The organism is Ruegeria sp. CDSC085, assembly GCF_059610465.1.
The window spans coordinates 192,509-217,438 of sequence record NZ_JBXWNR010000002.1 but is presented as its reverse complement, the minus strand read 5'-3'; the positions used below and the strand labels follow the sequence as shown (position 1 = coordinate 217,438).

28 protein-coding genes are annotated in these 24,930 nt (G+C 56.8%); 14 read left to right on the top strand and 14 right to left on the bottom strand.

The window, feature by feature from the left end; all coding sequences use genetic code 11:
* Nucleotides 1-16: 16 nt before the first annotated feature.
* Nucleotides 17-916 carry a MurR/RpiR family transcriptional regulator gene (locus AC2FJB_RS04565; protein ID WP_496682007.1) on the bottom strand — a complete coding sequence of 300 codons (900 nt, stop codon included), beginning with the start codon at nucleotides 914-916 and terminating at the stop codon, nucleotides 17-19.
* Nucleotides 917-1,001: 85 nt separating this feature from the next.
* On the opposite strand from AC2FJB_RS04565, the gene AC2FJB_RS04560 reads away from it, so the two are divergent.
* Genes AC2FJB_RS04560 through AC2FJB_RS04550 form a run of 3 tightly spaced genes read left to right on the top strand, consistent with a single transcriptional unit; the run spans nucleotide 1,002 to nucleotide 3,555 of the window.
* On the top strand, nucleotides 1,002-1,775 hold the full coding sequence (locus AC2FJB_RS04560; protein WP_496717440.1) for a beta-keto acid cleavage family enzyme: 774 nt from the start codon (nucleotides 1,002-1,004) through the stop codon (nucleotides 1,773-1,775).
* Nucleotides 1,772-3,088, top strand: coding sequence for an aspartate aminotransferase family protein (locus AC2FJB_RS04555; protein WP_117869106.1), 1,317 nt, complete (start codon nucleotides 1,772-1,774; stop codon nucleotides 3,086-3,088). The genes AC2FJB_RS04560 and AC2FJB_RS04555 overlap by 4 nt, the downstream gene beginning before the upstream one ends.
* A gap of 41 nt (nucleotides 3,089-3,129) precedes the next feature.
* Nucleotides 3,130-3,555, top strand: a complete 426-nt coding sequence (locus tag AC2FJB_RS04550; RefSeq protein ID WP_496717442.1) for a hypothetical protein — start codon at nucleotides 3,130-3,132, stop codon at nucleotides 3,553-3,555.
* 54 nt (nucleotides 3,556-3,609) lie between these two features.
* On the opposite strand, the gene infC is transcribed toward AC2FJB_RS04550, so the two are convergent.
* From infC to cobA, 7 genes are all read right to left on the bottom strand, one after another.
* Nucleotides 3,610-4,071, bottom strand: a complete 462-nt coding sequence (infC, locus tag AC2FJB_RS04545) for a translation initiation factor IF-3 (protein WP_254683828.1) — start codon at nucleotides 4,069-4,071, stop codon at nucleotides 3,610-3,612.
* Nucleotides 4,072-4,316: 245 nt separating this feature from the next.
* A complete protein-coding gene (locus AC2FJB_RS04540) occupies nucleotides 4,317-5,150 on the bottom strand; it encodes a ferredoxin--NADP reductase (protein WP_496717443.1) in 834 nt (277 codons plus the stop codon).
* Between the two features lie 109 nt (nucleotides 5,151-5,259).
* Nucleotides 5,260-5,667 (bottom strand): DUF934 domain-containing protein, encoded by a 408-nt coding sequence (locus tag AC2FJB_RS04535; protein ID WP_496717445.1) that lies wholly within the window; start codon nucleotides 5,665-5,667, stop codon nucleotides 5,260-5,262.
* The gene (locus tag AC2FJB_RS04530; protein WP_496682018.1) at nucleotides 5,664-6,425 is read right to left on the bottom strand and encodes a phosphoadenylyl-sulfate reductase; all 762 of its coding nucleotides are present in this window, start codon (nucleotides 6,423-6,425) and stop codon (nucleotides 5,664-5,666) included. The genes AC2FJB_RS04535 and AC2FJB_RS04530 overlap by 4 nt, the downstream gene beginning before the upstream one ends.
* Nucleotides 6,415-8,079: a nitrite/sulfite reductase gene (locus tag AC2FJB_RS04525; RefSeq protein WP_496717446.1), complete on the bottom strand. Its 1,665-nt coding sequence runs from the start codon at nucleotides 8,077-8,079 to the stop codon at nucleotides 6,415-6,417. Before AC2FJB_RS04525 ends, AC2FJB_RS04530 begins: the two co-directional genes overlap by 11 nt.
* 65 nt (nucleotides 8,080-8,144) lie before the next feature.
* Nucleotides 8,145-8,459 (bottom strand): DUF2849 domain-containing protein, encoded by a 315-nt coding sequence (locus tag AC2FJB_RS04520; protein ID WP_299896719.1) that lies wholly within the window; start codon nucleotides 8,457-8,459, stop codon nucleotides 8,145-8,147.
* Complete coding sequence (gene cobA, locus AC2FJB_RS04515; RefSeq protein WP_496717448.1) at nucleotides 8,459-9,235, bottom strand: uroporphyrinogen-III C-methyltransferase; 777 nt, start codon at nucleotides 9,233-9,235, stop codon at nucleotides 8,459-8,461. The genes AC2FJB_RS04520 and cobA overlap by 1 nt, the downstream gene beginning before the upstream one ends.
* Nucleotides 9,236-9,379: 144 nt before the next feature.
* On the opposite strand from cobA, the gene AC2FJB_RS04510 reads away from it, so the two are divergent.
* The gene (locus tag AC2FJB_RS04510; protein WP_117869097.1) at nucleotides 9,380-9,862 is read left to right on the top strand and encodes an Lrp/AsnC family transcriptional regulator; all 483 of its coding nucleotides are present in this window, start codon (nucleotides 9,380-9,382) and stop codon (nucleotides 9,860-9,862) included.
* A gap of 137 nt (nucleotides 9,863-9,999) precedes the next feature.
* On the opposite strand, the gene AC2FJB_RS04505 is transcribed toward AC2FJB_RS04510, so the two are convergent.
* Nucleotides 10,000-11,181 carry a cytochrome P450 gene (locus AC2FJB_RS04505; RefSeq protein ID WP_496717449.1) on the bottom strand — a complete coding sequence of 394 codons (1,182 nt, stop codon included), beginning with the start codon at nucleotides 11,179-11,181 and terminating at the stop codon, nucleotides 10,000-10,002.
* Between AC2FJB_RS04505 and AC2FJB_RS04500 the strand changes: the two genes are divergently transcribed.
* The 6 genes from AC2FJB_RS04500 to AC2FJB_RS04475 all read left to right on the top strand — a co-directional run bounded on the left by AC2FJB_RS04500 (nucleotide 11,180) and on the right by AC2FJB_RS04475 (nucleotide 18,180).
* Nucleotides 11,180-12,961 (top strand): sensor histidine kinase, encoded by a 1,782-nt coding sequence (locus AC2FJB_RS04500; RefSeq protein ID WP_496717451.1) that lies wholly within the window; start codon nucleotides 11,180-11,182, stop codon nucleotides 12,959-12,961. The genes AC2FJB_RS04505 and AC2FJB_RS04500 overlap by 2 nt on opposite strands.
* Nucleotides 12,958-14,187, top strand: coding sequence for a sigma-54-dependent transcriptional regulator (locus AC2FJB_RS04495; protein ID WP_299896728.1), 1,230 nt, complete (start codon nucleotides 12,958-12,960; stop codon nucleotides 14,185-14,187). The genes AC2FJB_RS04500 and AC2FJB_RS04495 overlap by 4 nt, the downstream gene beginning before the upstream one ends.
* 361 nt (nucleotides 14,188-14,548) lie before the next feature.
* Nucleotides 14,549-15,550, top strand: coding sequence for a DctP family TRAP transporter solute-binding subunit (locus tag AC2FJB_RS04490; RefSeq protein ID WP_496717454.1), 1,002 nt, complete (start codon nucleotides 14,549-14,551; stop codon nucleotides 15,548-15,550).
* Nucleotides 15,551-15,661: 111 nt separating this feature from the next.
* Nucleotides 15,662-16,339, top strand: coding sequence for a TRAP transporter small permease (locus tag AC2FJB_RS04485; RefSeq protein WP_299896735.1), 678 nt, complete (start codon nucleotides 15,662-15,664; stop codon nucleotides 16,337-16,339).
* Nucleotides 16,339-17,715 (top strand): TRAP transporter large permease, encoded by a 1,377-nt coding sequence (locus AC2FJB_RS04480; RefSeq protein WP_496717455.1) that lies wholly within the window; start codon nucleotides 16,339-16,341, stop codon nucleotides 17,713-17,715. The genes AC2FJB_RS04485 and AC2FJB_RS04480 overlap by 1 nt, the downstream gene beginning before the upstream one ends.
* 162 nt (nucleotides 17,716-17,877) lie before the next feature.
* Nucleotides 17,878-18,180 carry a DMT family transporter gene (locus AC2FJB_RS04475; RefSeq protein WP_496717603.1) on the top strand — a complete coding sequence of 101 codons (303 nt, stop codon included), beginning with the start codon at nucleotides 17,878-17,880 and terminating at the stop codon, nucleotides 18,178-18,180.
* Between the two features lie 97 nt (nucleotides 18,181-18,277).
* Here AC2FJB_RS04475 and tpiA read toward each other — a convergent pair whose 3' ends face one another.
* Together tpiA and AC2FJB_RS04465 are read right to left on the bottom strand one after the other, a co-directional pair.
* Nucleotides 18,278-19,027: a triose-phosphate isomerase gene (tpiA, locus tag AC2FJB_RS04470; RefSeq protein WP_496717457.1), complete on the bottom strand. Its 750-nt coding sequence runs from the start codon at nucleotides 19,025-19,027 to the stop codon at nucleotides 18,278-18,280.
* Between the two features lie 149 nt (nucleotides 19,028-19,176).
* Nucleotides 19,177-19,542 (bottom strand): HesB/IscA family protein, encoded by a 366-nt coding sequence (locus AC2FJB_RS04465; protein ID WP_117869088.1) that lies wholly within the window; start codon nucleotides 19,540-19,542, stop codon nucleotides 19,177-19,179.
* 292 nt (nucleotides 19,543-19,834) lie between these two features.
* Between AC2FJB_RS04465 and AC2FJB_RS04460 the strand changes: the two genes are divergently transcribed.
* Nucleotides 19,835-20,104, top strand: a complete 270-nt coding sequence (locus AC2FJB_RS04460) for a hypothetical protein (RefSeq protein ID WP_299896747.1) — start codon at nucleotides 19,835-19,837, stop codon at nucleotides 20,102-20,104.
* A gap of 224 nt (nucleotides 20,105-20,328) precedes the next feature.
* Here the strand turns inward: AC2FJB_RS04460 and AC2FJB_RS04455 are convergent, their stop codons facing one another.
* From AC2FJB_RS04455 to AC2FJB_RS04445, 3 genes are all read right to left on the bottom strand, one after another.
* A complete protein-coding gene (locus AC2FJB_RS04455) occupies nucleotides 20,329-20,691 on the bottom strand; it encodes an SUF system Fe-S cluster assembly protein (protein WP_496717458.1) in 363 nt (120 codons plus the stop codon).
* 94 nt (nucleotides 20,692-20,785) lie between these two features.
* On the bottom strand, nucleotides 20,786-21,064 hold the full coding sequence (locus tag AC2FJB_RS04450; protein ID WP_117872770.1) for an NfeD family protein: 279 nt from the start codon (nucleotides 21,062-21,064) through the stop codon (nucleotides 20,786-20,788).
* The gene (locus AC2FJB_RS04445) at nucleotides 21,064-21,954 is read right to left on the bottom strand and encodes an SPFH domain-containing protein (RefSeq protein ID WP_496717459.1); all 891 of its coding nucleotides are present in this window, start codon (nucleotides 21,952-21,954) and stop codon (nucleotides 21,064-21,066) included. Before AC2FJB_RS04445 ends, AC2FJB_RS04450 begins: the two co-directional genes overlap by 1 nt.
* A gap of 175 nt (nucleotides 21,955-22,129) precedes the next feature.
* Here AC2FJB_RS04445 and AC2FJB_RS04440 point away from each other — a divergent pair, with 175 nt between their 5' ends.
* The 3 genes from AC2FJB_RS04440 to AC2FJB_RS04430 all read left to right on the top strand — a co-directional run bounded on the left by AC2FJB_RS04440 (nucleotide 22,130) and on the right by AC2FJB_RS04430 (nucleotide 24,735).
* Nucleotides 22,130-23,041, top strand: a complete 912-nt coding sequence (locus AC2FJB_RS04440) for a nucleoside hydrolase (RefSeq protein ID WP_496717460.1) — start codon at nucleotides 22,130-22,132, stop codon at nucleotides 23,039-23,041.
* Between the two features lie 63 nt (nucleotides 23,042-23,104).
* Nucleotides 23,105-24,235 carry a tRNA guanosine(34) transglycosylase Tgt gene (tgt, locus tag AC2FJB_RS04435; RefSeq protein ID WP_496717461.1) on the top strand — a complete coding sequence of 377 codons (1,131 nt, stop codon included), beginning with the start codon at nucleotides 23,105-23,107 and terminating at the stop codon, nucleotides 24,233-24,235.
* A 92-nt stretch (nucleotides 24,236-24,327) separates the two neighbouring features.
* Complete coding sequence (locus AC2FJB_RS04430) at nucleotides 24,328-24,735, top strand: DUF6636 domain-containing protein (RefSeq protein ID WP_496717462.1); 408 nt, start codon at nucleotides 24,328-24,330, stop codon at nucleotides 24,733-24,735.
* Nucleotides 24,736-24,930: the final 195 nt, after the last annotated feature.

Genomic DNA, 24,930 nt, shown 5'->3' with positions numbered 1-24,930 from the left:
CTTTGAATGATTTGGTTCAAGGTTTTCTGAGCTTTGGCAAAACGCCGGGGCGCCAGTACGCTCCGGTATCTTCCCGCGCCTTCTGATAGGCTTCCACTCTTTCTCTGGCGGCCTCTCCCCCAGCGTCAAACAGATGCCCCAGCAGACACTCCAAGACGGCCATTGCCCCTGAAAAACTTGAAAACGGGTGCAGGGTTCGTGTGCTGACAGGGAGGACGACATCCGGTTCCACCCCCGGCGCGATAACCTTGCTGTCCGACAGCAACACGATACGCATCGACCGGTCGCGCGCAAAGCGCATCGACTGAATCGTGTCGGCGGAATAGGGGTGAACCGTGATGGCAAACAGACAATCCTCGGCGGTGGCTTCGACCAGGTCGTCGATGGCCGAGCCCATGTGGCGGGGCACCAACTGAAGCCCGGGATGGGCCATGCGACCGGCGTAGTGAAAATAATAGGCAAGCGCATGGCTGGACCGTGTGGCAGTCACATAACAGCGGCGCGCCGACCTGATGTGCGCGACGGCCTGTTCCGTCAAATGAGGGGCCATGAGCCGCAGCGATCTGGACACGACATTTATTTCGTTCTGCGCAAATCGTGCCTGCGCCGCACCAAACTGCCCTTGTTCCTTTAGGTGTTCCAGCCAGTCTTGCCCAAACCTGTCTTCGCCGTCGGTTGTCAGAGCGTTTCGAAACGGACGTCGAAAAGCGTCAAAGCTGTCATATCCCATGCGTTGCGCCAGCCGGATCAGAACATTCGAGCTGATGCCGATGCGATCGGTGGTGGTTCGGATTGGATTCAATGCGAAGTCGCCGGGATGATCGATGATGTATTTCGCGGCGACCTGCATTTGCGCCGGCATCTCATCGATCTCGCGGCGCAATTGCGTAACCAAGGAGGTGAGAGGGTGCGTCATGTGAAATATAAAACATATGTTTTTATATGGGTAAATTGAAAACGTAAGGTGATCGCGTTAGTTGGAGGCAGGATAAGAGGACGTCATGACATCGAACGCAGCAAAAGCCCCTGGCAGGCCGTATATTCTGGTCGCACCAAACGGCGCCCGGCGGGGCAGACGGGATCACCCGGCGCTGCCAGTCACAACGGACGAGATCATCATGACTGCACGTGGCTGTCATGCGGCGGGTGCGAACGGCGTGCATTTGCATGTTCGGAATGCTGAAGGCAACCATTCGCTGGATGCCGGATTGTATCGCGAGACGCTGACCGAATTGGAGCGTGCGGCACCGGGTATGGATGTTCAGATCACCACCGAGTCGGCAGGAGTTTTCGACGTCACAGCGCAATTTGAGTGCCTGAAGAAGGTTCAACCAGAATGTGCATCCATTTCGGTCAGAGAGATCGCGCGAGATCCTGATCTTGCGCCTCGGGTCTACGCGTTGTGCGCGGATCAGGGGACGCGGATTCAGCATATTCTATATGACGCGAAAGACGTGGACTTGCTTGAAGACTGGCAATTGAAAGGCGTGGTGAAAGCGGATCAGACAGACCGTTTGCTTGTGCTCGGTCGGTATAGCGAAGGTCAGCAATCTGACCCTGCGGATCTGGATGTGTTTCCCTTCAGTCGGTCAAATTGGATGGTATGCGCTTTTGGGGCGCAGGAACATGCCTGTCTGGCCGAGGCTGCGCGGCGCGGTGGCGACGTGCGGGTCGGATTTGAAAACAGCTTAACGGGCCCAGGTGGCGCACCGTGGGCGGATAACGCGGCTTCGGTCGCTGCTTTGGTTGAAACTCTTGGAAGGACTGAAACATGAGTCATGTTTTCCCGCGCCACACAAAATCCGACCTTCCCATCGCGGCGGGTGGAGATGGCTGTTATCTGATCGATGCCAGCGGCAAGCGGTATCTGGATTGCGGCGACGCGGCAGTGTCCTGTCTGGGGCATTCGAACCCGGCGGTGATACAGGCGGTGCAACGGCAGGTGGAAAAGATCGCCTTTGCACATACCGGGTTCATGACGTCCGAACCGGCTGAAGCATTGGCGGATCTGTTGATCCAGTATGCTCCCGGGGACCTGGACCGGGTGTATTTCGTCTCGGGCGGGTCCGAAGCGACCGAAGCGGCGATCAAGCTCGCGCGTCAGTACTTCCTGGAGGTTGGTCAGCCTGAACGTCGTCATGTCATAGCTCGCAAGCAGAGCTACCATGGCAATACGCTGGGGGCTTTGTCAGCTGGTGGCAACGCCTGGAGACGGGCACAGTTTGCTCCGATGCTGATCGATATGACACATATTTCGGCCTGTTTTGAATACGCCGAGAAACCTGAGGGCCAGAGCAGCTTTGACTACGGTCAACGCGTCGCCAATGAGTTGGAGGCGGAAATCCTGCGGCTGGGGCCTGACACTGTGATGGCCTTTATGGCCGAGCCTGTCGTCGGCGCTACCCTTGGCGCGGTTCCGGCGGTTCAGGGGTATTTCAAGCGCATCCGCGAAATCTGCGACCAATACGGAGTGTTGCTGATTCTGGATGAGGTGATGTGTGGAATGGGGCGCACCGGTCATTTGTTTGCCTGCGATCACGATGGCGTCGCACCGGATATTCTGTGCGTCGCCAAAGGGTTGGGCGCAGGCTATCAACCGATCGGGGCGATGTTGTGCACGGGCGAGATATATGATGCGATCCGTGATGGATCAGGGTTTTTCCAGCATGGTCACACTTATGTCGGCCATCCCGTGGCCACGGCAGCCGCCCTTGCGGTGGTCCGTGAATTAACAGAACGTGAATTACCAGCGCGCGCCGGGGTCATGGGGACCAAATTGCAATCCGCCCTGGAGGCCGCGTTTGGACAGCACCCGAATGTGGGTGACCTGCGGGGCCGTGGCCTGTTCCGTGGTGTGGAACTGGTGGCAGACCGTGAGGCAAAGACACCATTTGATCCATCGCTGGGCATTGCCGGAAAGCTAAAGAAGGCAGCACTTGCCGAGGGGTTGATCTGTTATCCCATGGCGGGCACCAGGGATGGTCGGAACGGAGACCATATCCTGCTCGCGCCGCCTTTCATTATAGAAGAAGAACAGATAGGCGAGCTTGTCGGAAAACTGGAACGCGCTCTTTCAGCAGTGCTCTGACAATACTGTGAATGCCCTGTTCGCCCGCAGCACGTTTGTTAATGTCGCCGGCGAAGTATCAGTATGGGGCGAAGTCCATGGTGCTGGATATCTGGCGCAGTTTCCGAGCGCTTCCTTTGTGGGTGCAGATCTGGGTGGCCGCTTTTTTGGTGCCGGTTAACCTGTTTCCGCTGGCCTTTTTTGAGCAGCCACAGGGGCATCTGATTGCTTTACTTGCAATTGCGGGCATGGCGCTGAACGTACCGATCATGGTGGCTGCCCGCGGGATGAGCGGCGCGATGGCCTTGCCGCACGTTCTGTGCTGGGTGCCGCTGGTCATCATCGTGACGCTTCTGCTGATGTCAGAAGAATTCCTAAGCCCCGCCTTTGTTCGCTTTCTTTGGTTGCTTCTGATCGTCGACATCACATCGTTGGTGTTCGACTTCAGGGATGCGGCTCATTGGTTGAAAAGCAGGAAAGCGACTTAAAAAAAGCCCCTTCGAAGGCGAAGAGGCTTTGATCGTTTCGGTATTTGGGCCGGGTTATTTCTGCGGAAGGGGGCCGATCATCATGATCATCTGGCGGCCTTCCATTTTCGGCATGTTTTCGATCTTACCCAGCTCTTTGATGTCCTCAGCGACACGCTCCAGCAATTCGCGGCCCAGGTTCTGGTGTGCCATTTCGCGGCCACGGAAGCGCAGGGTGACTTTCACCTTGTCGCCGTTCTCCAGAAACTTGAATACGTTGCGCATCTTCACATCGTAATCATGCGTGTCGGTGTTGGGTCGGAACTTGACCTCTTTCACCTCGATGATCTTTTGCTTCTTGCGGGCTTCGGCTTCGCGTTTCTGCGTTTCATATTTGAATTTGCCGAAGTCCATGATCTTGCAGACCGGTGGGTTCGCATTGGGCGAAATTTCGACCAGATCAAGACCGGCATCGGCGGCCATCTGCATGGCTTTGGCGGGATGAACCACCCCGACATTTTCACCTTCGGCGCCAATCAGGCGGATTTCGGGGGCACGGATCTTGTCATTGACGCGCGGGCCGGTGTCACGTTGTGGCGGCGCGTTGTGAGGTCTGCGAGCTATGGGTTCATTCCTTTGATAATTGCAGAATTTCGAGCCCGGAATTTAAACCGGGCCGGGCCGCACTTCAAGCGGCATAAACACCGGCAGTTGCGAAAAAACAGTGTTTTGTCCGGTGTTTTTTGCGTTCGGGGCCACAAAGCTCGGAACGCAACCTACCTTTAGCCGACAAAGGCCTTTTCGATCACAAACTCCTTGGGTTCGGAATTCGCGCCTTCGCGCAGACCAAAACCTTCAAGGATTTCCTTGATATCCAGGTTGAACGCCAGCGAACCGCAGACCATCGCGCGGTCGGTTTCGGGCTTGATTCCGCCTCCTATGCCCAGATCCCTGAACACGGTGCCATCCTTCAGCAGGTCGGTAATCCGGCCCATCCTGGGGCTCTCTTCGCGCGTTGTCGTCGGGTAATAACGGATCTTGTCAGCGAAGCCTTCGCCAATAAGCTCGGCCAGCATTTCATCCTGGCGGATGCTGTCGATCAATTGGCGGCCGTATTCCAACTCGGCCACTTCGCGGCAGGTGTGGGTGATGATGACCTCGTCATAATCTTCATATGTTTGCGGTTCACGCAGCAGCGAAGCAAACGGGGCAAAGCCGGTGCCGGTTGCAAAGAACCACAAACGCTTGCCGGGCAGCAGGGCGTCATGCACCAAAGTGCCAACCGGCTTTGGGCGCAGGATGATCTGGTCACCGGGCTTGATATGCTGAAGCTTCGAAGTCAGCGGGCCGTCCTGCACCTTGATCGAATAGAACTCGAGCTCATCGTCCCACGAAGGCGAGGCGATTGAATAGGCACGCAGCAATGGCTTGCCATTATCGCCCAGCAGACCGATCATCACGAACTCGCCCGAGCGGAAACGCAGCGTGGCGGGGCGCGTCACCTTGAAAGAGAACAGGCTGTCGGTCCAGTGTTTGACCTCGGTTACGGTTTGCGCGTCCGGCAGGACGGGGGCCTTTACGGCAGTTGCTTCGCTCACGTGCTTCATCTCTGTCATCGTTTACCTGTCGGTCTGCTAAACCGACATCTCCGTTTAATCGTTGATCCAAGTCAGGAAAAGGGGACAGATTGCCCCCTTTGTGTCACAAGCCGGCGATGTGCGGCTTTTAACCGCGCAAACGGGCCTGATAGTTATTCTCTTTCCAGTTGGCCCGGGAAAGCCACTGATCTTCGGGCTGGCGATCTGCCAGGTCTCCGTCAATCTCAACTTCGTCAAAGCCGCTGCGACGCGCCATGGCGTATTGGTCAGCCAGAACGTGACCTTTGGCGCGCAAGCGTCCCGTATAGCCCTTCAGGCGCAGGGCGCGGGCGATGGTAAAGCCGCGACCATCGGCAAAGGATGGAAAATCCACCCGGACCAGCCTGGCACTGCCCAACCGATCATAAAGTTCATCAGGATCCGTGTCCGAGCTGACGTCCAGCGCAACCACGTCGTTCGCGGCATCGTCCAGAGTGACAAAGCCGTCGGTCCAGTCATCGGGCGAAAAGCCCTCATCCGTTACGATTACGTTCATGTTTTCTCTCCGATGCGCACCATCTTGCCGTCGACAAAATGAATGCCGCATTCTTCCTTGTTCTGATCGCGCCAGCGTCCGGCACGAGGGTCTTCGCCTTCCTTCACCGGCGAGGTGCAGGGCGCACAGCCGATCGATGGGTATCCTTTGGCCACCAGCGGATGCCGGGGCAGGTTGTTTTCTTCCATATAGGCGCGCACATCGTCCGGCGCCCAGTGGGCCAACGGATTGACCTTGATCCGGCCCGTACCGTCTTCGACCTCGAAAAACTCGAGCGCGGCGCGCGTTCCGGACTGGAACCGTTTTCGCCCGGTAATCCAGCCGCAATACCCGGTCAATGCCTGTTGCAACGGGAATGTCTTACGCAGGTTGCAGCACGCATCCATGTCGCGCGTACGCAGCGCGCCATAGGGGTCTTCACGTCGAATGTCTTCGTCATCCGCCCGAATGATCTTGATGTTCTTGAGCCCCAGACGCTCGCTGACTTCCTGTTGGTATTCCAGCGTTTCGGTGAACAGCATCTGGGTGTCGACGAACAGCACCGGTGTCGTCTTGTCGACCACCGCAGCCATATGAAGCAGCACCACCGATTCCGCACCGAAGCTGGAGACCAGAGCAAGTTCGTCGATCTCTTCAATGGCACCATGCATCACATCATGTGCGCTGTGGTGGCGAAACCGGGCATTCAATGCGTTGACCTTCTCGGTCAGGTCGCTGCGATCTTTGCCCAGTTCCGTTTGGATCAGGTCAAGCGGCATTCGCCCGAGCCTCGGGGTAGAGGGCGGTCTTGAATGGGGCCATGCCGACGCGGCGATAGGTCATCAGAAAGGTCTCTTCAGCACTTTCGCGCAGATCCAGGTAGGTGTCGACGATGCGTTCCACGGCCGGCACGATCTCATCATAGGCAAAGCCCGGACCGGTGCGGTCGCCGATCGCGGCTGTCTCGGTTGCGTCACCACCCAAGGTGATCTGGTAGTTTTCGACGCCCGCGCGATCCAGCCCCAGGATGCCGATGTGGCCCACATGATGGTGGCCACAGGCGTTGATGCAACCCGAGATCTTGATCTTCAGGTGTCCGATGTCATGCTCTAGCTTCATATCCTCAAAGCGGGTCGCGATTTCCTGAGCAACCGGGATCGAGCGGGCCGTTGCCAGCGCGCAGTAATCCATGCCGGGGCAGGCAATGATGTCGCTGATCAGGCCGATATTGGCGGTGGCCAGTTCGTGTTCCTTCAGCTTCGCATGAATGGCAGGCAGGTCCGATTTGTGGACATGCGGCAGGATCACGTTCTGCTCATGGCTGATGCGCAGCTCGTCATAGGCGAACTCTTCGGCCAGATCGGCCATCACGCGCATCTGCTCGGCAGTTGCATCACCCGGTGTCAGGCCATGCTTCTTGATCGAGATCGTGACGATTGCGTGGTCCGCGTTCTTGTGTGGTGCGATGTTTGTGTCGACCCACGAGCGGAAGACCGGATCGTTGGTGTAGGCGCTTTCGAACGACGCAACCGAAGCCTGACGGTAGGCTGGTGGCGCGAAATGATCCTTGATCTCCTCCAGCAGGTTCATATCCGCGCCTTTGAACTGCGGACGTACCTGAAGGAAACGCCGGTTCACCTTGGCGCGGATGGCGTCGATACCATGCTCGTGCACGGTGATCTTGATGCGCGCTTTGTATTTGTTGTCACGGCGTCCGATCTGGTTCCAGACGGAAACGGTCGCCTCCAGATAGGCCAGCAGATCATCGAATGCGACGAATTCGGAAAGTTCCTTGCCGATCATGGGCGTCCGGCCCAGGCCGCCACCGACGATGACACGAGTACCCAGAACGCCGTCACGCTCGACCAGTTGCAGGCCGATGTCATGCGCTTTGATCACAGCGCGGTCGTTTTCCGAACCAGTGATCGCGATCTTGAACTTGCGCGGCATGAACTGGAATTCCGGGTGGTCGGTGGACCACTGGCGCAGCAGTTCGGCGTAAGGGCGCGGGTCGGCGACCTCATCCGCTGCGGCACCGGCGAAATGGTCGGCGGTCACGTTGCGGATGGTATTGCCCGAGGTCTGAATGGCATGCATGCCAACCTCGGCCAATGCGTCCAGCATGTTCGGCACATCTTTTAGTTTCGGCCAGTTGTACTGGATGTTCTGACGGGTGGTGAAGTGGCCATAGCCCTTGTCCCACTTTTCAGCCAGCAGGGCCAGTTGGCGCATTTGTGCGCTGTTCAGCGTGCCGTAGGGAATGGCGACCCGCAGCATATAGGCGTGCAGTTGCAGATACAGACCGTTCATCAGGCGCAGGGGTTTGAATTCGTCTTCGGTCAGCGAACCGTCGATACGGCGCTCGACCTGAGCGCGGAACTGCGCGTTACGCTCTGCCAGAAAATCTTTGTCAAACTCGGAGTAGCGATACATGTCTAGCTGTCCTTGGTTGCAGCCCCGAACCTGGGGCCTTGAAGGGGAGAGAGAAGGGCCAGAGGTCAGGCCCGGGGCTGCGGGGAAGTTTCCTGTTTGCCGTGGGCATAGTTGGACGGACCAGTGCGGCGGAAGTCTTCCCGGAAATGGGTGGGTTCGGGACCGTTTTCGCCAGCAACGGCATCGGCCAGATAGGCGCCCACGATTTTGTTTGCCTGACGCGCGGCATCCAGCAGGCGAACCTGCGCATGTGCCTCGTCGGTGATCAGTTCTGCTTCGCTCAGGTCACGGGACCAGCGGTCATCTTCGGTCAGATAAATCACGTCGCCTTCGAGCAAGTCATTTGCAGTGACGACTTTGGGGGAAAAAGCGCGGGCCATCAGGCAAGCTCCTTGTTGAATTCGGTTACAGCCTGCGCCGCTTCGCGCGGGGCAAGGCCATAGAAGGTCAGGGCCGGTCCATCCATTTCGGTGGCGGCCAGATCGGTGGGCAATTGGTCCAACGTGGTGGCCAATATCCGCTGGTCCGGACGCGAGGCATTCTCGACCAGAGTAATGGGCGTGGCGCGATCTGCGCTGTGCATGATCAAACGACCCTGAATGAACCGAGCGGATTTCTTGCCCATGTAGATCGCTGCGACGGAACCCGGCTGAGCCAAAGCGTTCCAATCGTGATCTGCGAATCCTTGCATGTCGTGTCCCGTCAAAAATCGAACCGACGAGTTGCGTCCGCGGCGGGTAAGGCTTTGACCGATGCCAGCCACGGCAGCAGAGGCCGCTGTGATGCCGGGAATGATCTGCCAGGATATACCGGCCGCATCTATGGCCTCGATTTCTTCGTCCAGACGACCAAAGACCGTGGGGTCGCCCGATTTCAGGCGAACCACACGGTTGCCATTCAGGGCGTATTCGACCAGAAGCGCGTCGATATCGCTCTGCTTCCACGAGGGGCCGAACCCGGCCTTGCCGACATCGACCAAAACGGCCTTTTGAGCGGCCATGTCCAGCACTGGTTTGCTGATGAGGCGATCGTGCAGCACCACATCCGCCTGCTCAAACGCAGTCAGCGCCTTGAGCGTCAGCAACTCGGGGTCACCGGGCCCAGCGCCGACAAAGTCGACATGGCCTATGGGGTTGGTCGTGTGAAAATCCTGCATCGGATCGTCTCGGGTGTTGTTTGACTTGACCCTCAATATAGGAAATATTCCCACCAAAGCGCCATATTGCCGCTGAAATAAGGACAAGTGTTCCGAAATTCTGGAAAACCGGAACAGGGGCATCGAAACAGAAGGAAAATTGGAATGTCGGTGCGGATAGATGACACGGATCGAAAAATTCTGGCCGAGCTGCAACGCGATGCGGGCCAATCTTTGGACGAAATTGCGGCTCGGGTCGGCAGTTCAAAGACGCCTGTTTGGAATCGTATCCGTAAACTCAAAGGGGCTGGGATTATTGGTCAGCAAACGGTTCTGCTGGATGCCGAGGCGCTTGGGTTCGAGGCCACGTTCTTTGTCTTAATCCGAACTTCGGAACATGAGGCGGACTGGCAACGTAAATTTCTGAAAGCATTGAAGGATCATCCCGAAGTGCAAGAGGCGCACCGATTGGCGGGTGACATCGACTACATTCTCAAGGTCCGGGTCAAGAACGCACGTGCCTATGATCAGTTTTACCAGTCGCTCATCTCGGAGGTGCGCGTGCATAACGTCACGGCTTTATTGTCCATGGAAGAAATCAAATCCACGACGATGCTGCCGCTGAATGCATTGGCCGAGGGGGCTTAGAAACCGAGGCGCTGCCACCTCCACCCGTTCCGGGCGCGTCCTTCGGGGTGTTTTGAGCCAGATGAGCTGATGGGTGTTTTCATCCGGCCGGATTCATAATCGCCAGAGGCATCGCCGATCAGCGCGTGTTACAATGATCAAGTTCTGACCAACAGCTGTTTCAGCCCGTGAAAGTGATAGCTGTCAGAATAAAGTGGCGGTGCAGCCAGTTGCAGATTTGGACAGCTTTCGAACAGGATCGGCAAAGCGATACGCATTTCCAGACGCGCCAGTGGTGCTCCGACACAGAAGTGAATTCCGCCCCCAAAGCTTGTGTTGACTTCAATCGGACGGCGCGGCTGAAACATGTTCGGTTCAGCCCAGACAGCGGGGTCGCGGTTGGCTGCTCCAAGCAACAGTGCCACTTGCTCGCCGCGTTTGAATGAATGGCCGAACAGATCGACGTCCTCATACGCGTAGCGAGTGAACATGTGCAGAGGCGGGTCATAGCGCAGAATCTCTTCGATGGTTGCGTCGATTCCATCAGGTGCCAGGACGTCGGGTGCGGTATGGGTCTGCAACAAGGTTTTTACCCCGTTCCCCAGTGAATGCACTGTAGCCTCATGGCCTGCGTTCAACAGCAAGATGCAGGTGGCAACCAGTTCGTCGAGCGACAGTTTCTCGCCTTCTTCTTCGGCACGTATCAACCGGGTTATCAGATCGTCACCGGGAACTTTGCGCCGCAATTCTATGTATTCCTGCAGGAACCCGGTAAAATCCCGAGATGACTTGGCGGCCCTATCTTCTGTGTCCTGCGTGCGATTGGCCTGATACATGGCAACCATATCGTGTGACCACTGCAACAGGTCGGGGGCCATGCTTTCGGGTACGCCGAGAAGTCGACAGATGGTGATCACCGGCACCTGAGTGCAATAGGCTTCCAACAGATCGAATGAATTATAAGGGAAGTCTTTGATCAGGCCGCGGCAAAGGTCTTCGATAGAGGGTTGCAGCGCAGAAATCGCCCGTGACATGAAAGCGCGCATAACCAGCGACCGAAGGCGTGTGTGCCTTGGTGGTTCTGCTTCAAGCAGTGAATGGGCCTCGATGGCCAGCCATGGCGCCAGATGGGCGGGACCTTGCTCTGCCAGTTCGGGCGGAACCTCTCGTCCAAACCTGCGATCCCGAAACAGGGCGCGAACCGCGCGGGATGAAACAGCAGCGACCATACCGTAGTCCTGCCAATAGAACAGATCGCCTGTGCGTCGCGCCATGTCGTAGAACGGGTAGGGGGTTTGGACGAAACCCGGGTCTGTCGGTGCTTGCGAAAAAGACTTCATGCGCCGCACACTTGCCATGCGGCGCGTTGAATGCAAGACCCTGTCTATGCACAGGGTTTGGTTCATATCCGGTTTTTTGCTCGCCGTCGGGTTATTGTCGGGGTTTGTCTGGTCTTATGGGTATAGGCAGGCCCTGTCTCAGCTGAGCGAGAAGGCAGAGGCCGATCTTGAGCTGGCGGCTGACCGGCTGAGCACGCAGATGCAAGTGTACCAGGAACTTGCCGTGCTGATGGCAACACATCCCGTTTTACATGAACTGGAAACACAGGCCGATATACGCCAGGCTCGGGGAATGTTGCTGGACGTTGCAGACAAGACTGCCGCCGTAAACATGATGTATCTGGATAAGAACGGGCAGGTTTTGGTGTCGGCGCAACCGGTGTCCCAGCGCAACATGGCCGGGCACCCAGCTTTCCGTCGTGCGATGCAGGGCGCACTGGGCAGTGCGCATGAGGTTGTGCCCGCGGGCGATGACCGGATTTATTCCTACGCCGCCCCTGCTTTTGGCCCGTCTGGCCAGATCGAAGGCGCGCTGATGGTTGTTGCTGATGTTCAGGACGTTGAACAGACGTGGCGCGGCAGTACCGAAGCGGTTTTCTTTGTCGATTCCGATGGTGTTGTTTTCATTTCCAACAGATCCGACCTGTTGTTCTGGCGCCGGGCGGACGGTGAGGCGGGATTGACGCCGCCAGATGGTGCGGCCGTTGATTTTTCTTCAAAACAAGTCGGCAGGCACGAGTTGTGGCATTTGAACTGGGGGCGTTACCTGCCACGAGACGCGCTTCACCTGACTCTTGATTTGCCGGTTATCGATATGACTGCCGAGGTTCTGGTGGACGTGGCACCGGCGCTGCAACTTGCCAGGCTTCAGGCAGCGGCTGTCGCGGCTATTTGTCTGGCCTTCGGGGCGATGCTCTTTCTTGCCATGGAGCGGCGGCGGGCGCTGGCAGAAGCGAATGCCGTTCTGGAAAGCCGTGTGGCCAAACGTACCCATGACCTGACGGTTGCAAATGCCAGCTTACGCAAGGAAGTGACGGAACGGGAAGAAGCCGAGGCGGCGCTTCGGCGGGCCCAGGCGGACCTGGTTCAGGCGGGGAAGCTCAGCGCTTTGGGGCAAATGTCGGCAGGGATCAGTCATGAACTGAACCAGCCGCTTATGGCCATACGGCAATTTGCAGATAACGGCACAGCATTCATGACGCGGGGAAAACCTGAAATGGCCGCCGAGAATCTGGGCCGAGTATCCGAAATGGCGGCGCGGATGGCGCGGATCATCAAGAACCTTCGTGCTTTTGCCCGCAACGAAAGCGAACCAATGGGGCGTGTTGACCTGATACAGGTTCTGAACACCGCAGTTGAACTGACAGAGGCCCGCCTGCGAGATGATGATGTGACGCTGAACTGGGAGCCCCAGAACAGCGCTGTGTATGTGTGGGGGGGGGAAGTACGTTTGGTGCAGGTGTTTGTGAATCTGATCAACAATGCGGCGGATGCAATGCTGGGGCGACCTAAACGGAATATAACGATAACGCTGAGCAAAGGTGCCCGGCTGAGTGTTTCCCTACAGGACACAGGCCCCGGCATTGAAGACCCCGATCGGATGTTCGAGCCCTTCTATTCGACGAAAAGCGTTGGATCGTCGGAAGGTTTGGGGCTGGGGCTTTCGATTTCATACGGGCTGGTTCAAAGCTTCGGCGGTGATATTCGGGGCGCGAACACTGAGGATGGGGCTATGTTTACCGTCGAACTGGAACCTTGCGACAAGGAAGAGGCCGCGTGATGCGCAGGGTTTTGTTGGTCGATGATGATGCTGCCGTGCGCGAGGCCCTGTCTCAAACTTTGGAATTGGCGGACTATCTGCCAATTACCGCTGGATCCTTTGTAGCGGCCAAGGATCACATACGTCGCGATTTTCCCGGTGTCATCATCTCGGATATCCGTATGCCCGGGCGGGACGGGTTCCATCTTTTGTCTTATGCAAGGGAAATCGATCCGGATCTTCCCGTGGTGCTTTTGACAGGGGAGGGCGATATTCCCATGGCTGTCGACGCCATGGGAAAGGGCGCGTTCGATTTTTTGGAAAAGCCGTGCGCCGCGTCTGACCTTTTGGAGGTGCTTGAACGCGCCTTCACAGCGCGTTCGCAGGTTTTGGAGCAAAGAGCGGCGAAATCCGAGCTGGAACGTGGAGACCCTGCCGCGCGCTTATTGTTCGGCTTGTCGCCGCAGGCCGAGGCGCTGCGCGAGCGGGTTCGAACCGTCGCTCCGACAGGTGTCGAGGTACTTGTGACAGGACCGCCGGGCAGCGGCATCTCAAAGGTCGCCGAGGTCGTGCATTTGATGTCGCCCGCAGGGCAAGGGCCGTTTGTCAAACGCACCGCTTCAAGCCTCAGCCCCGATGAATTGGCCAAAAGCTGCGAAGACGCCGCTGGCGGATCGTTGTTTCTGGACGAAGTCTCTGCCATGCCCCAAGCTACGCAATACGCGGCATTGGAGCTGATCGAGCATGGACCGGGTGGGCGTATCATTGCGGGAACGACCGCTGATCTGTCGGTGCTGAGTTCCGAAGGGCGGTTTAATGCTGACTTGTTCTACAGGCTGGATGTAATGCGCGTGCGTATTCCATCCCTCGCAGAACGTCCCGACGACATTCCGGTGATCTTCCGTCATTACGTGGCACAGGCGGCGGAACAGGCAGGAATTACTGCCCCGGAAATTTCGTCCGAGCATCTTGCGTCGCTGATGGCGAGCGACTGGCCGGGAAACGCACGATCCTTGATGTCAGCCGCGATGCGGTTTGTGCTGGGTATGCCGGAAGAGGTGGCGCAGGCAACAGATCTGGGCCTCAGCGAACAGATGGCGCGGGTCGAGCGGTCGCTGCTCATCGCGGCGCTGGGTCGTCACAACGGCAAAGCGTCAGATGCGGCGAAGGCGTTGAAGCTGCCGCGCAAGACTTTTTACGACAAGCTGGCACGGTATCAGATTCGGGCTGAAGATTACCGACGGTAACGGCCGGGCTCCCGCCACCTTTTTCCGCATTAACATGCGTCTAAAGCAGTTGGGCCAGGCAGCCCGCTAATGCGGACTGCAGTTTCGCAGCTATTGATTCGGTTGTCTTGATTCGGAGGGTGTGCGGGTTTTCGCACAAACTGGAAAATTGCTGTGCGGAATCTCGCACTCGGGATTTGAGTGCGTCGGAGGATCGTTTCAATTCACGGTTAAACACACTGAAATAAAAGCGTAAAATGGAAAATCGAAAGGCGGGGAACAAATCATTGAGCGGATCGCGTTGATTCGTTTCACTTCGCTGCATCCGATACCGACCTGGTGTCGAAGGATAGTTTCAAGGAAGTCTGGGAGGAAAAGACAGATGAAATTCCTGACAACGGCAGCAACCGCTCTTGCGCTGACAGTCACAGCCACCGCAGGTTTGGCAGCCTGTGACGATGGTGAGATCGTCGTCAAGTTCGCGCATGTGACCAACACCGACAAACACCCCAAGGGCATCGCCGCATCGCTGCTGGAACAGCGCGTCAACGACGAGATGAACGGCGTGATGTGCGTGGAGGTTTATCCGAACTCAACCCTCTACAACGACGACAAGGTGCTGGAGGCGATGTTGCAGGGCGACGTTCAGCTGGCCGCACCCTCGCTGTCGAAGTTCGAAAAGTTCACCAAGCAGTTCCGCCTGTTTGACCTGCCGTTCATGTTCAAGAACATCGACGCTGTGGATGCATTCCAGGCTTCGGCTGATGGTCAGGCCATGAAGGACAGCATGCAGCGCCGTGGCTTGCAGGGGCTGGCCTTCTGGCACAACGGTATGAAGCAGATGTCGGCGAACAAGCCGCTGCTCGATCCGTCGGACGCTAACGGCCTGAAGTTCCGTGTACAATCTTCGGACGTTCTGGTGGCACAGATGGAGGCCATCGGTGGCAGCCCGCAGAAAATGGCGTTCTCGGAAGTTTACGGCGCTCTGCAGCAGGGTGTTGTGGATGGGCAGGAAAACACCTGGTCGAATATCTATGGCAAGAAATTCTTCGAAGTGCAGGACGGCATCACTGAAACCAACCACGGCATCATCGACTATCTGGTTGTAACCTCTGTGGACTGGTTGGACAGCCTGGATCCGGAAGTGCGCGATCAGTTCCTGACCATTCTGGCCGAAGTGACCGAGGCGCGAAACAAAGAAGCCTTTTCCGTGAACGAAACAGCCAAAGCGTCGATTACAGACGCAGGTGGTATCATTCGTGAACTGAACCCTGAACAGCGTCAGGCCTGGGTTGATACGATGAAACCCGTTTGGGACCAGTTCGCTGGTGACGTCGGTCAGGACAAAATCGACGCCGCACAGGCAATCAACGCCGGGTTCTGATCCGGATAAGGTCACGCGTCCGGGGACTGGGGAGTTATCGACGCGCTGGCCGGGCGGGCTGAACAAGCCCGCCCCAACCCTTCTCATCAATAAAATTGTGGGGACAGAGAGATGTCTGGTGCGAAATCCGGCCAAGGCGGGCTGGTCGACCATATCGAAGAAACCCTGATTGCGTTGTTGTTGGGCCTGATGACGGTCGTGACATTTGCCAACGTGATCGCGCGGTTTGTTTTCAATTCCAATATCCTGTGGGCGCTTGAGCTGACTGTATTCACTTTCGGCTGGCTGGTGCTGCTTGGCGCTTCGTATGCGGTCAAGAAACACTCTCATTTGGGCGTGGACGCAATCCTGAACATGCTGGCCCCGGCGCCACGTCGCGTTCTTGCGCTGATCGCTGTGGGGTGCTGCCTGGTGTTCTCGTTGCTGTTGCTGAAAGGCGCTTATGACTACTGGGCCGTCTTCGCGGATCTGCCGCCAACATCCGGACGCTGGTTCCCGACAGGGTTCAATTTCGACGCCCGCAGCCAGAGCTTCTACGAAGTGGACGATATCCCAATGGTCGCTCCGCTGCGGTTTCTGGAAGACCTGATCAACTATGGCGAAGGGTATGAAAAGCTTCCAAAGGTGGTGCCATATCTGGTGCTGCCGGTGTCGATGCTGCTGCTGGTGATCCGGTTCGCCCAGGTCGCCGTTCAGATCTGGCGTGGTGAAACGGATCGCCTTGTTGCCAGCCACGAAGTCGAGGACGAGATCGAAGAAGTCCGCGCTCAGCAGGGAGAGCACAACTGATGGACGTCATTCTTCTTTTCTCGATGGTCATTGGCCTGTTGCTGATCGGTGTTCCGATTGCAGTTGCGCTTGGCCTCAGCTCGACACTGTTCCTGTTGATCTATTCTGATAGTTCGTTGGCCTCGGTCGCGGGTACGTTGTTCGAAGCGTTCGAAGGGCATTTTACCCTTCTGGCGATCCCGTTCTTCATTCTGGCCTCGTCTTTCATGACGACCGGCGGTGTGGCGCGGCGGATCATCCGGTTCTCAATCGCCTGTGTCGGGCATTTGCCCGGCGGTCTTGCGATCGCCGGCGTGTTTGCCTGCATGCTGTTCGCAGCACTGTCCGGGTCATCCCCGGCGACCGTGGTCGCCATCGGCTCGATCGTCATCGCGGGAATGCGTCAGGTCGGTTACTCCAAGGAGTTCGCCGCCGGTGTGATCTGTAACGCAGGTACGTTGGGCATTCTGATCCCTCCGTCCATCGTGATGGTCGTTTATGCTGCAGCTGTTGAGGTCTCGGTTGGACGCATGTTCCTTGCGGGTGTTATTCCCGGTCTGATGGCAGGACTGATGCTGATGATCACCATCTATGTCATGGCCAAGGTCAAGAACCTGCCCAAAGGCGAATGGAAAGGCTGGGGAGAGGTCTTTACCTCAGCCCGCGAGGCCGGTTGGGGTCTATTCCTGATCGTGATCATTCTGGGCGGCATTTATGGCGGTATCTTTACACCAACCGAAGCCGCTGCCGTTGCTGCCGTCTATGCGTTCTTCATTGCCAGCTTTGTGTACAAAGACATGGGACCGTTGAGCGCGGAAGAAGGTGCGCAGAATCTGCCGCTGCTCAAAAAACCCTATGCGCTGATCACAGCGTTCTTCCATCCAGACACCAAGCACACGTTGTTTGAGGCTGGGAAACTGACTGTCACGCTGCTGTTTGTCATCGCCAACGCTCTGATCCTCAAGCATGTTCTGACCGACGAGCAAGTACCGCAGCATATTGCCGAGGCGATGCTGTCGGCGGGCCTTGGTCCGGTCGCTTTCCTGATTGTGGTGAACGTGATCCTGCTGATCGGCGGTCAGTTCATGGAGCCGTCGGGCCTGTTGGTGATCGTTGCGCCTCTGGTGTTCCCGATTGCCATCGAGCTGGGCATTGATCCGATCCATCTGGGTATCATCATGGTTGTGAACATGGAAATCGGGATGATCACACCTCCGGTTGGTCTGAACCTGTTCGTGACCTCGGGCGTTGCGGGTATGCCGATGATGAGTGTTGTGAGGGCGGCGCTGCCGTTCCTGGCCGTGCTCTTCGTTTTTCTGATCATGGTGACGTATATTCCGTGGATATCGACCTTCCTGCCCAACACCTTCATGGGACCGGAAATAATAACCAATTAGATGGTCCGGCAATGAACAAAGCCGGGTGGTTGCGACCGCCCGGCTTTTTTGCGTCTTGAAACCAAGTGCAGAGTTCCTATCTGGGGATCAGAGGACGACCTCTCCTTTCTGGAACATCATTCGGGACGACCCGAACGGATACGAGGTTGCCTTATGCCCTAGATATTTCTTTTGTTTGCCGGTCTTCTGGAAATCGTATGGGCGGTTGCCATGAAGCAATCAGCCGGGTTCACCCGATTGTGGCCAACGGCCGTGATGGGCGTTTCGGTGATAGGGTCTTTCGGGCTGTTGGCGCTGGCAATGCGCGAATTGCCGTTGGGCACCGCCTACACGATCTGGACCGGGATCGGCGCAGTGGGGGCGTTCAGCGTCGGCGTTCTGTTTTTGGGTGAAGCACTGACGCCCGCACGATTTGCTGCGGCGGTTCTGATCGTGACAGGCCTTGTGGTGATGAAGCTGGCCTGAAGCCTTAGGCCAAGCCTGAGCGCGTCGTCAGGGAGCGGGACACACATGAAAAAAGACCGTTTTTTGGGCCGAAGATATTGCGGAATAAGGCCCGGGTTCAGACACTTTCCAACGCTTGAATGACGCCCGAAAACTCTGACGCCTTCAGGCTGGCACCGCCTACAAGTGCGCCATCGACATTGGAAACTGCAAAGATGTCCGCCGCATTGCCGGGCTTTACCGAGCCACCATAGAGCAGACGGACGGAACGGCCCACGCCTTCGCCAAAGCGACGCTCCAGCCGGGCGCGCATGAAGTCGTGAACTTCCCCGATTTCTTCCAATGTCGGAACTTTGCCGGTGCCAATTGCCCAGATCGGTTCATACGCGACGATCAGGTTCTCGCCGGTTGACTGATCCGGAATAGAGCCGGACATCTGGCCGCCAATTATGTCGAGTGTATTGGCCGCCTCCCGTTGCTCAAGGCTTTCGCCGACGCAGATGATCGCTTTCAGGCCCGCATCCATCGCCACACGCGCTTTGGCCCGCACATCTTCGTCATGCTCGCCGTGGTCCACGCGCCGTTCGGAATGGCCCAGAATGACCGATGTTGCTCCGGCATCCACCAGCATATCGGCACTGATATCTCCGGTATGCGCGCCGGATTTCGCTGCATGACAGTCCTGACCACCAACAGAGATAGCGGTTCCCTGAACGGCAATTGATGCGCGGCTGAGCAATGTGGCCGGGGGACAAATCAGGATGTCGACCGATGCCTTGGGATGGCTCTGAGACAGCGCCTTCAACTCACCCAGCTCAGCGCCGGTCCCATTCATTTTCCAGTTTCCAGCCGCCAGCTTCCGCCGCATATTGGTATCTCCCTGATCATCCGGTGATTTAGGGATGCGGATAGCATTGTCGGGACCATCTTACAATTCTGCTCGACGGATGATTTCGGGAGCAGAAATCAACGTTTGAGCCTCCTTGCGCCGCTCAGATGTCGTGTTGTGAGGCGGGCTTAGCTTTGTTGGGCGATGTTTTCGTCGAACTTGATCGATTCTCCGCAGCCACAGGCATCGACGACGTTCGGGTTCTTGAATTTGAAGCCGGCTTCCAACAACGACACTTCGTAATCGATCTCGGTTCCGAACAGAAACATCTGAGCCATGGGAGCAATCATGATGCGTGCACCATCCTGCTCGACGACTTCGTCATGAGGATCTGCCTGATCGACATATTCCATGGTGTATTCCATGCCTGCACAGCCGCCTTTCTTGACACCAATGCGCAAACCAGCGTGACCGCCTGAATTCATCAGGCGGGTAATCTGCTCTGCGGCTTTGGGCGTCATGGTCACAGCCTGTTTGCCGGGGATGCCGAACATGTAAGTCTCCGTTGTCGCGCGTTACACCCAATCTAGGGTCCAAGCCCCTCGGGCTCAAGGCAATGTGGTGTAAAGAATGTGAATTCGCTGTTAAGCATAATGTTTCCGGGTCGCCGATCCGTTAACTTGCCTTGGTACGGGAGGCGGGGTTAGCATCGATCTTATGAAGTTTTGGAACCATGCCTGAAATAATGTCATGACATGAAGAGGTATAAATATGAATCATTTAGAGTCGAAAGTTAAAGTAAAATTTCTTGCGACCGCACTTTTTTTTTCCGTAAGCGTGTGTGTGATGTCCGTCCAAGCTTGGGCCACGACGGGATCTGAACGGCATCCGGTGAATTGTGCAACGGCAGAAGGGGATTTGCGTGCCATTGCGTCGGAAAAGAAACACGCGGAAGACATGCAACTGGAAAGCATTGCCGCCATCACTCCTGCCGGCGCTCTGCTTGGGTTGGTCACTGGTACCGAGCAAAAAAGACTGCAAATGCTGTCGGGAGATTACATCAAACTACTGGACGCCAGAGCCGCTGAAATCAAGGAAACCTGCAATCTGAATTGACCGCCGTTATGAGAGCGGAAAAAAAGGACCGTTCTCGGGCAAGAACGGTCCATTTTATTGGGCCAGGAATCCGGGGGGCGGTCATAACACACCCAGCCTTCGATACAGCATTCTTCAATGCCAACCACAGGTATTATCTGTCAGGATTGTGACAGGTGCTGCACGAATGCGTGACGAAAATACTAATGTTTCGTGACAGTTGGCTGGGATGAAGTGCCTGGGTTCTACATAAAGCCCAGTTCCAGACGGGCCTCATCCGACATCATCTCCATGCCCCAGGGCGGCTCCCATGTCAGTTCGACATCAACTTCTTTGACACCTGCAACGGGTTCGATTGCCTCGACAATCCAGCCGGGCATGTCGCCCGCGACCGGACATCCGGGCGCCGTCAGGGTCATGATGACCTTCACTGCGTTGTCCGCTGCAATGTCGATCGTATAGATCAGGCCCAGGTCGTAGATGTTGACCGGAATTTCAGGGTCATAAACTGTGCGGCACGCTCCGACCACGGCCTCGTAAAGCGGGTGTTCAATCGTTGACGGCGCAATAAGCGGGGTGCCTTCAAACTGTTCGCTCGGGTGAGTCATCTTTGCCTCGGGTCAGTTGCCTGAGTGATTATATAGGGAATACCTGCAACAGCGTCCAGTAGGGGAGTGACGCTCGGGTGAGCGTCACTATGTCTTAGTCATTGATGTCATGGGTGAAGGTTTTGACCTGGCCGTGCGGCAAGGCGAAGAGCTTGCGCAGGACAAGCCATGCGATCAACGAAAGCACTGCGAAGATCAGCGCGAGAACATGCAATGACATTGTCATTCCGGGGATGACGAGGATAAGACCGGTGATCGCGGCTCCGATCGCAAAGCCCAGAAAGATGAACCCGGGCAGAACGATTTCCAGGATCCCCAGTGCCAGCGCTGCCGCCAGCCAGATCCACCAGGTCAGCCAAAAGGGATCAGCCATCATCTACCTCCTTTGAGCATTTTGAACGCATCGCCAAAGGCTTCAAGTGCGTTGGCGGGCACGACGATTGTCTGCTTTCCAGATCCGCTGCCCAGCGCATTAAGGGCTTCAACTTGCTTCAGCGCAACCTGATACTGGGCAGCTTGGATGCCATTGTCCTGAATGGCCTTGGCGACGACGCCTGTCGCGTATGCCTCGGCCTCGGCCTGAATGCGTCGTGCCTTGGCGGTTTGTTCTGCCGCGTACAGCTCGGCATCAGCGTGCAATTCGACGGCACGTTTCTGACCTTCGGCTTCGGTCACCTGCGCGCGGCGGGCACGTTCCGCGTTCAGCTGTTGCAGCATGGCATCGCGGGTGGCCTGATCCAGATTTACATCCAGAATCTCGGCCCGGGTGACTTCAATCCCCCAGTCATCCACAGCAGTTTCGACGCTTTCCTGAATGCGTGTGATCAACTGGGCGCGGTTCGACTGTACCTCGTCCAGATCCATCTTGCCGATCTCGGCGCGAACGATACCAGCAACGGTGGTTGCAATCGCACCATCAACATCGCGGATTCGATAGACTGTCTTTTCCGGCTCGAGAATGCGGTAAAAGACAGAGGTGTCGATCTGCACCAGAACGTTATCCTTGGTGATCGCGTCTTGCGTCGCATTCGGCAACTGCCGTTCGAGGATCGAGATCTTGTGGCGGGCGACGTCCAGAAAGGGAACAATGAAATTGATGCCAGGGCCAAGCACCGAATGCAGTCTTCCAAACCGTTCTACAACATACTTTTCGGATTGCGGAACGATCTTGATGCCCTTGAGAATAACGATGACCACCAGCACGGCGGCCAGCAGGTAAATGATGTTTGACGAAAGCAGTCCGATGATCTGATCTTCGGTCATTCTGTCCTCTTTTTATTGTGTACAATGGTATACATGTGGGGATTGAGTCGCGGGATTTCAACTCTGGTATGGAGGGAAAACCGCCAGATGCAAACGCCTCACTATGGGAATTTAGCATTGAACTGAACTGCTGTGACTGCTTTGCATCCCGGCTTGTTTGCGGTATCGGGCGGGGATGAAATTGATTATCGATACGGATCCAGGCATCGACGATGCCATGGCGATCGCCTATGCCGCCGCTGCGTCTGAATTTGACCTGATCGGCCTGACCACGGTGTTCGGCAACACACATGTTCACCAGTCCAGCCGCAATGCCCGGTTCTTGCTGGACAAGCTGGGTCTGGACCTTCCGGTTGCAGAAGGGGCCTCATTCCCGCTGGGGAATGATAGTCATGCACCGTCTGAACATGTGCATGGCCCGGAAGGGTTCGGCGATTTCACCGAGGTCCCCGAGTTAGGATTAAACCACGATCTTCCGGCCGCAGAGTTCCTGGTTGAGATGGCCCGGATGTATAAAGATGAGTTGGTCCTGTGTGCGGTCGGACCGCTGACCAACATCGCCAACGCAATGCGGTTGGACCCGGAATTTGCCGCTAATCTTGGCCGGTTGGTGATCATGGGCGGTGCCGTGTACTGCTCGGGCAACATCACCGAACATGCCGAAGCCAATATTTATCATGATGCCCTTGCAGCAGACGAGGTCTTTTCCGCTCCGCCCGAAACGGTTCTGGTTGGTTTGGACGTTACCCTGAAGACGCTGTACGAGACTGCAGATTTCGAAGCCTTGGCGCAAAAATCGCCCGACATGGGATCTTTTCTGCGAGACATCTCTCGCTTCTACCTGAAATTCTACAAAGAAGTCGGCGGATTGGAAGGATGCGGCCTGCATGATTCAACCGCTGTGATCGCCTGCTCGCACGGAGCGATGTTCGACATGGTCGAAACCGGGCTGCGTGTTGTGACGGAAGGCGATCGGATGGGTGCGACGCAACCTGACCCGGATCGTCCAGTGGTTCGTGTTTGTCGCGATGTGGATGGGGCAGGGGTCGTGCGTCTGTTTACCAAACGTGTTGCGTCCTTGCCCTGACGGGTTGCAAAGACCGATCGGATCGGGCAAATCCTGCCCGGTTCGGCGATCCGAGGCGATGACATGACCCAGCAATTCTCTTTCGAGCTCAAGGCGGCAGACGGCAAGGCCCGTACCGGTGTTATCAACACACCGCGTGGCGAAGTGCGTACACCTGCCTTCATGCCAGTTGGTACCGCGGCGACAGTCAAGGCGATGATGCCCGAAAGCGTCCGTGCCACAGGGGCCGATATTCTGCTGGGCAATACCTATCATCTTATGCTGCGTCCCACGGCCGAACGGATTGATCGTCTCGGCGGGTTACACAAATTCATGAACTGGGACCGTCCCATTCTGACGGACTCGGGGGGGTTTCAGGTCATGTCGTTGGCCGGTTTGCGCAAGCTGACCGAAAAGGGTGTGACCTTCAAATCCCATATCGATGGGTCGACACACGAGCTGACACCTGAACGGTCAATGGAAATTCAACGCCTTCTTGGTTCCGACATCGTGATGTGCTTCGACGAATGCCCCGCGTTGCCCGCAGATCGTGACCGGATCGCTGAATCCATGCGTTTGTCGATGCGTTGGGCAAAGCGGTCCCGTGACGCATTCGGGGATCGCCCGGGGCATGCTCTGTTCGGTATCATGCAGGGTGGTCTTGAGCAGGACCTGCGGGAAGAAAGCGCCGAGGCGTTGAAGAGTATTGGCTTCGAAGGCTACGCCGTGGGCGGCTTGGCTGTGGGCGAGGGGCAGGAGGCCATGTTTGACTGCCTCGATTATGCCCCCGATTTCCTGCCCGTGGACAAGCCGCGTTACCTGATGGGCGTTGGCAAGCCGGATGATATAGTCGGAGCAGTGGCGCGAGGGATCGACATGATGGATTGCGTCTTGCCGTCCCGTTCAGGTCGTACCGGTCAGGTGTTCACCCGCTATGGCGTCGTGAACATCAAGAACGCGCGCCATGCAGACGATCCGCGCCCGCTGGATGAGAAATGTTCATGCCCGGCCTGCGCAAATTACTCACGCGCCTACCTGCACCATGTGTTCCGCGCCAACGAGATGATCTCGGGTATGTTGCTGACCTGGCACAACCTTCATTACTTTCAGGAAATCATGCAGGGCATGCGGGACGCGATTGCTGAGGGCACCTTTGATGCGTGGCAGGCCGAGTTCCATGCGCAACGCGCGCAGGGCGATGTCGAGCCTCTGTAACCGGTCCATTCGGGTGACATTTGCGTGGTTTTTCGGTATCCTGAAACCACTTCAAGCAATGCCATTTTCGTTCGCGACCCGGAGAGTTTTTCATGTTTCGCTTTTTCCTCGGCGCAGTGATTTTTTGCGCCACCCCTGCAATTTCAGACGTCTGGACTTTTGAAACCCCATCCGAAAACATTCAATGTTCGGTGGGAGAAAGCGCGGATTCATCGGACATCCAGTGCACGATTATTGAAAAATACGGCCCACCAGCGATGCCACGCCCCGCGAATTGTCAAACTGACTGGGGGCATGACTTCCTGATGTTCGATACCGGCCCTGTGGAAATGCTGTGCCAGCCGCTAAATCGGAACCAGGGCGGATTCGACCGTGCGGAATACGGCGTCACCGGTCGGTTCGGAGGATTTACCTGCAACTCTTCCACAAAAGGTCTGGAATGTCGCAACCGGGACGGCCACGGGTTTTTTCTGTCTCGGGCGGTGCAGCGGGTGTTCTGACCCTGGAATTGCGCATTGCATACGCATGTCACACTAATTTCGGTGGATATGTCCCCGGGACATCTTGCAGTCCCGAAAACCTCGGTTCATGCTGAGACACATTACATGGCGGTAAGGTTGAAAAAGGGCGATGAGGCCCCACCTTTATCGTCCAAGACAGGAGATGGCCGGATGTTGCCTCGATGAGGGACAAGC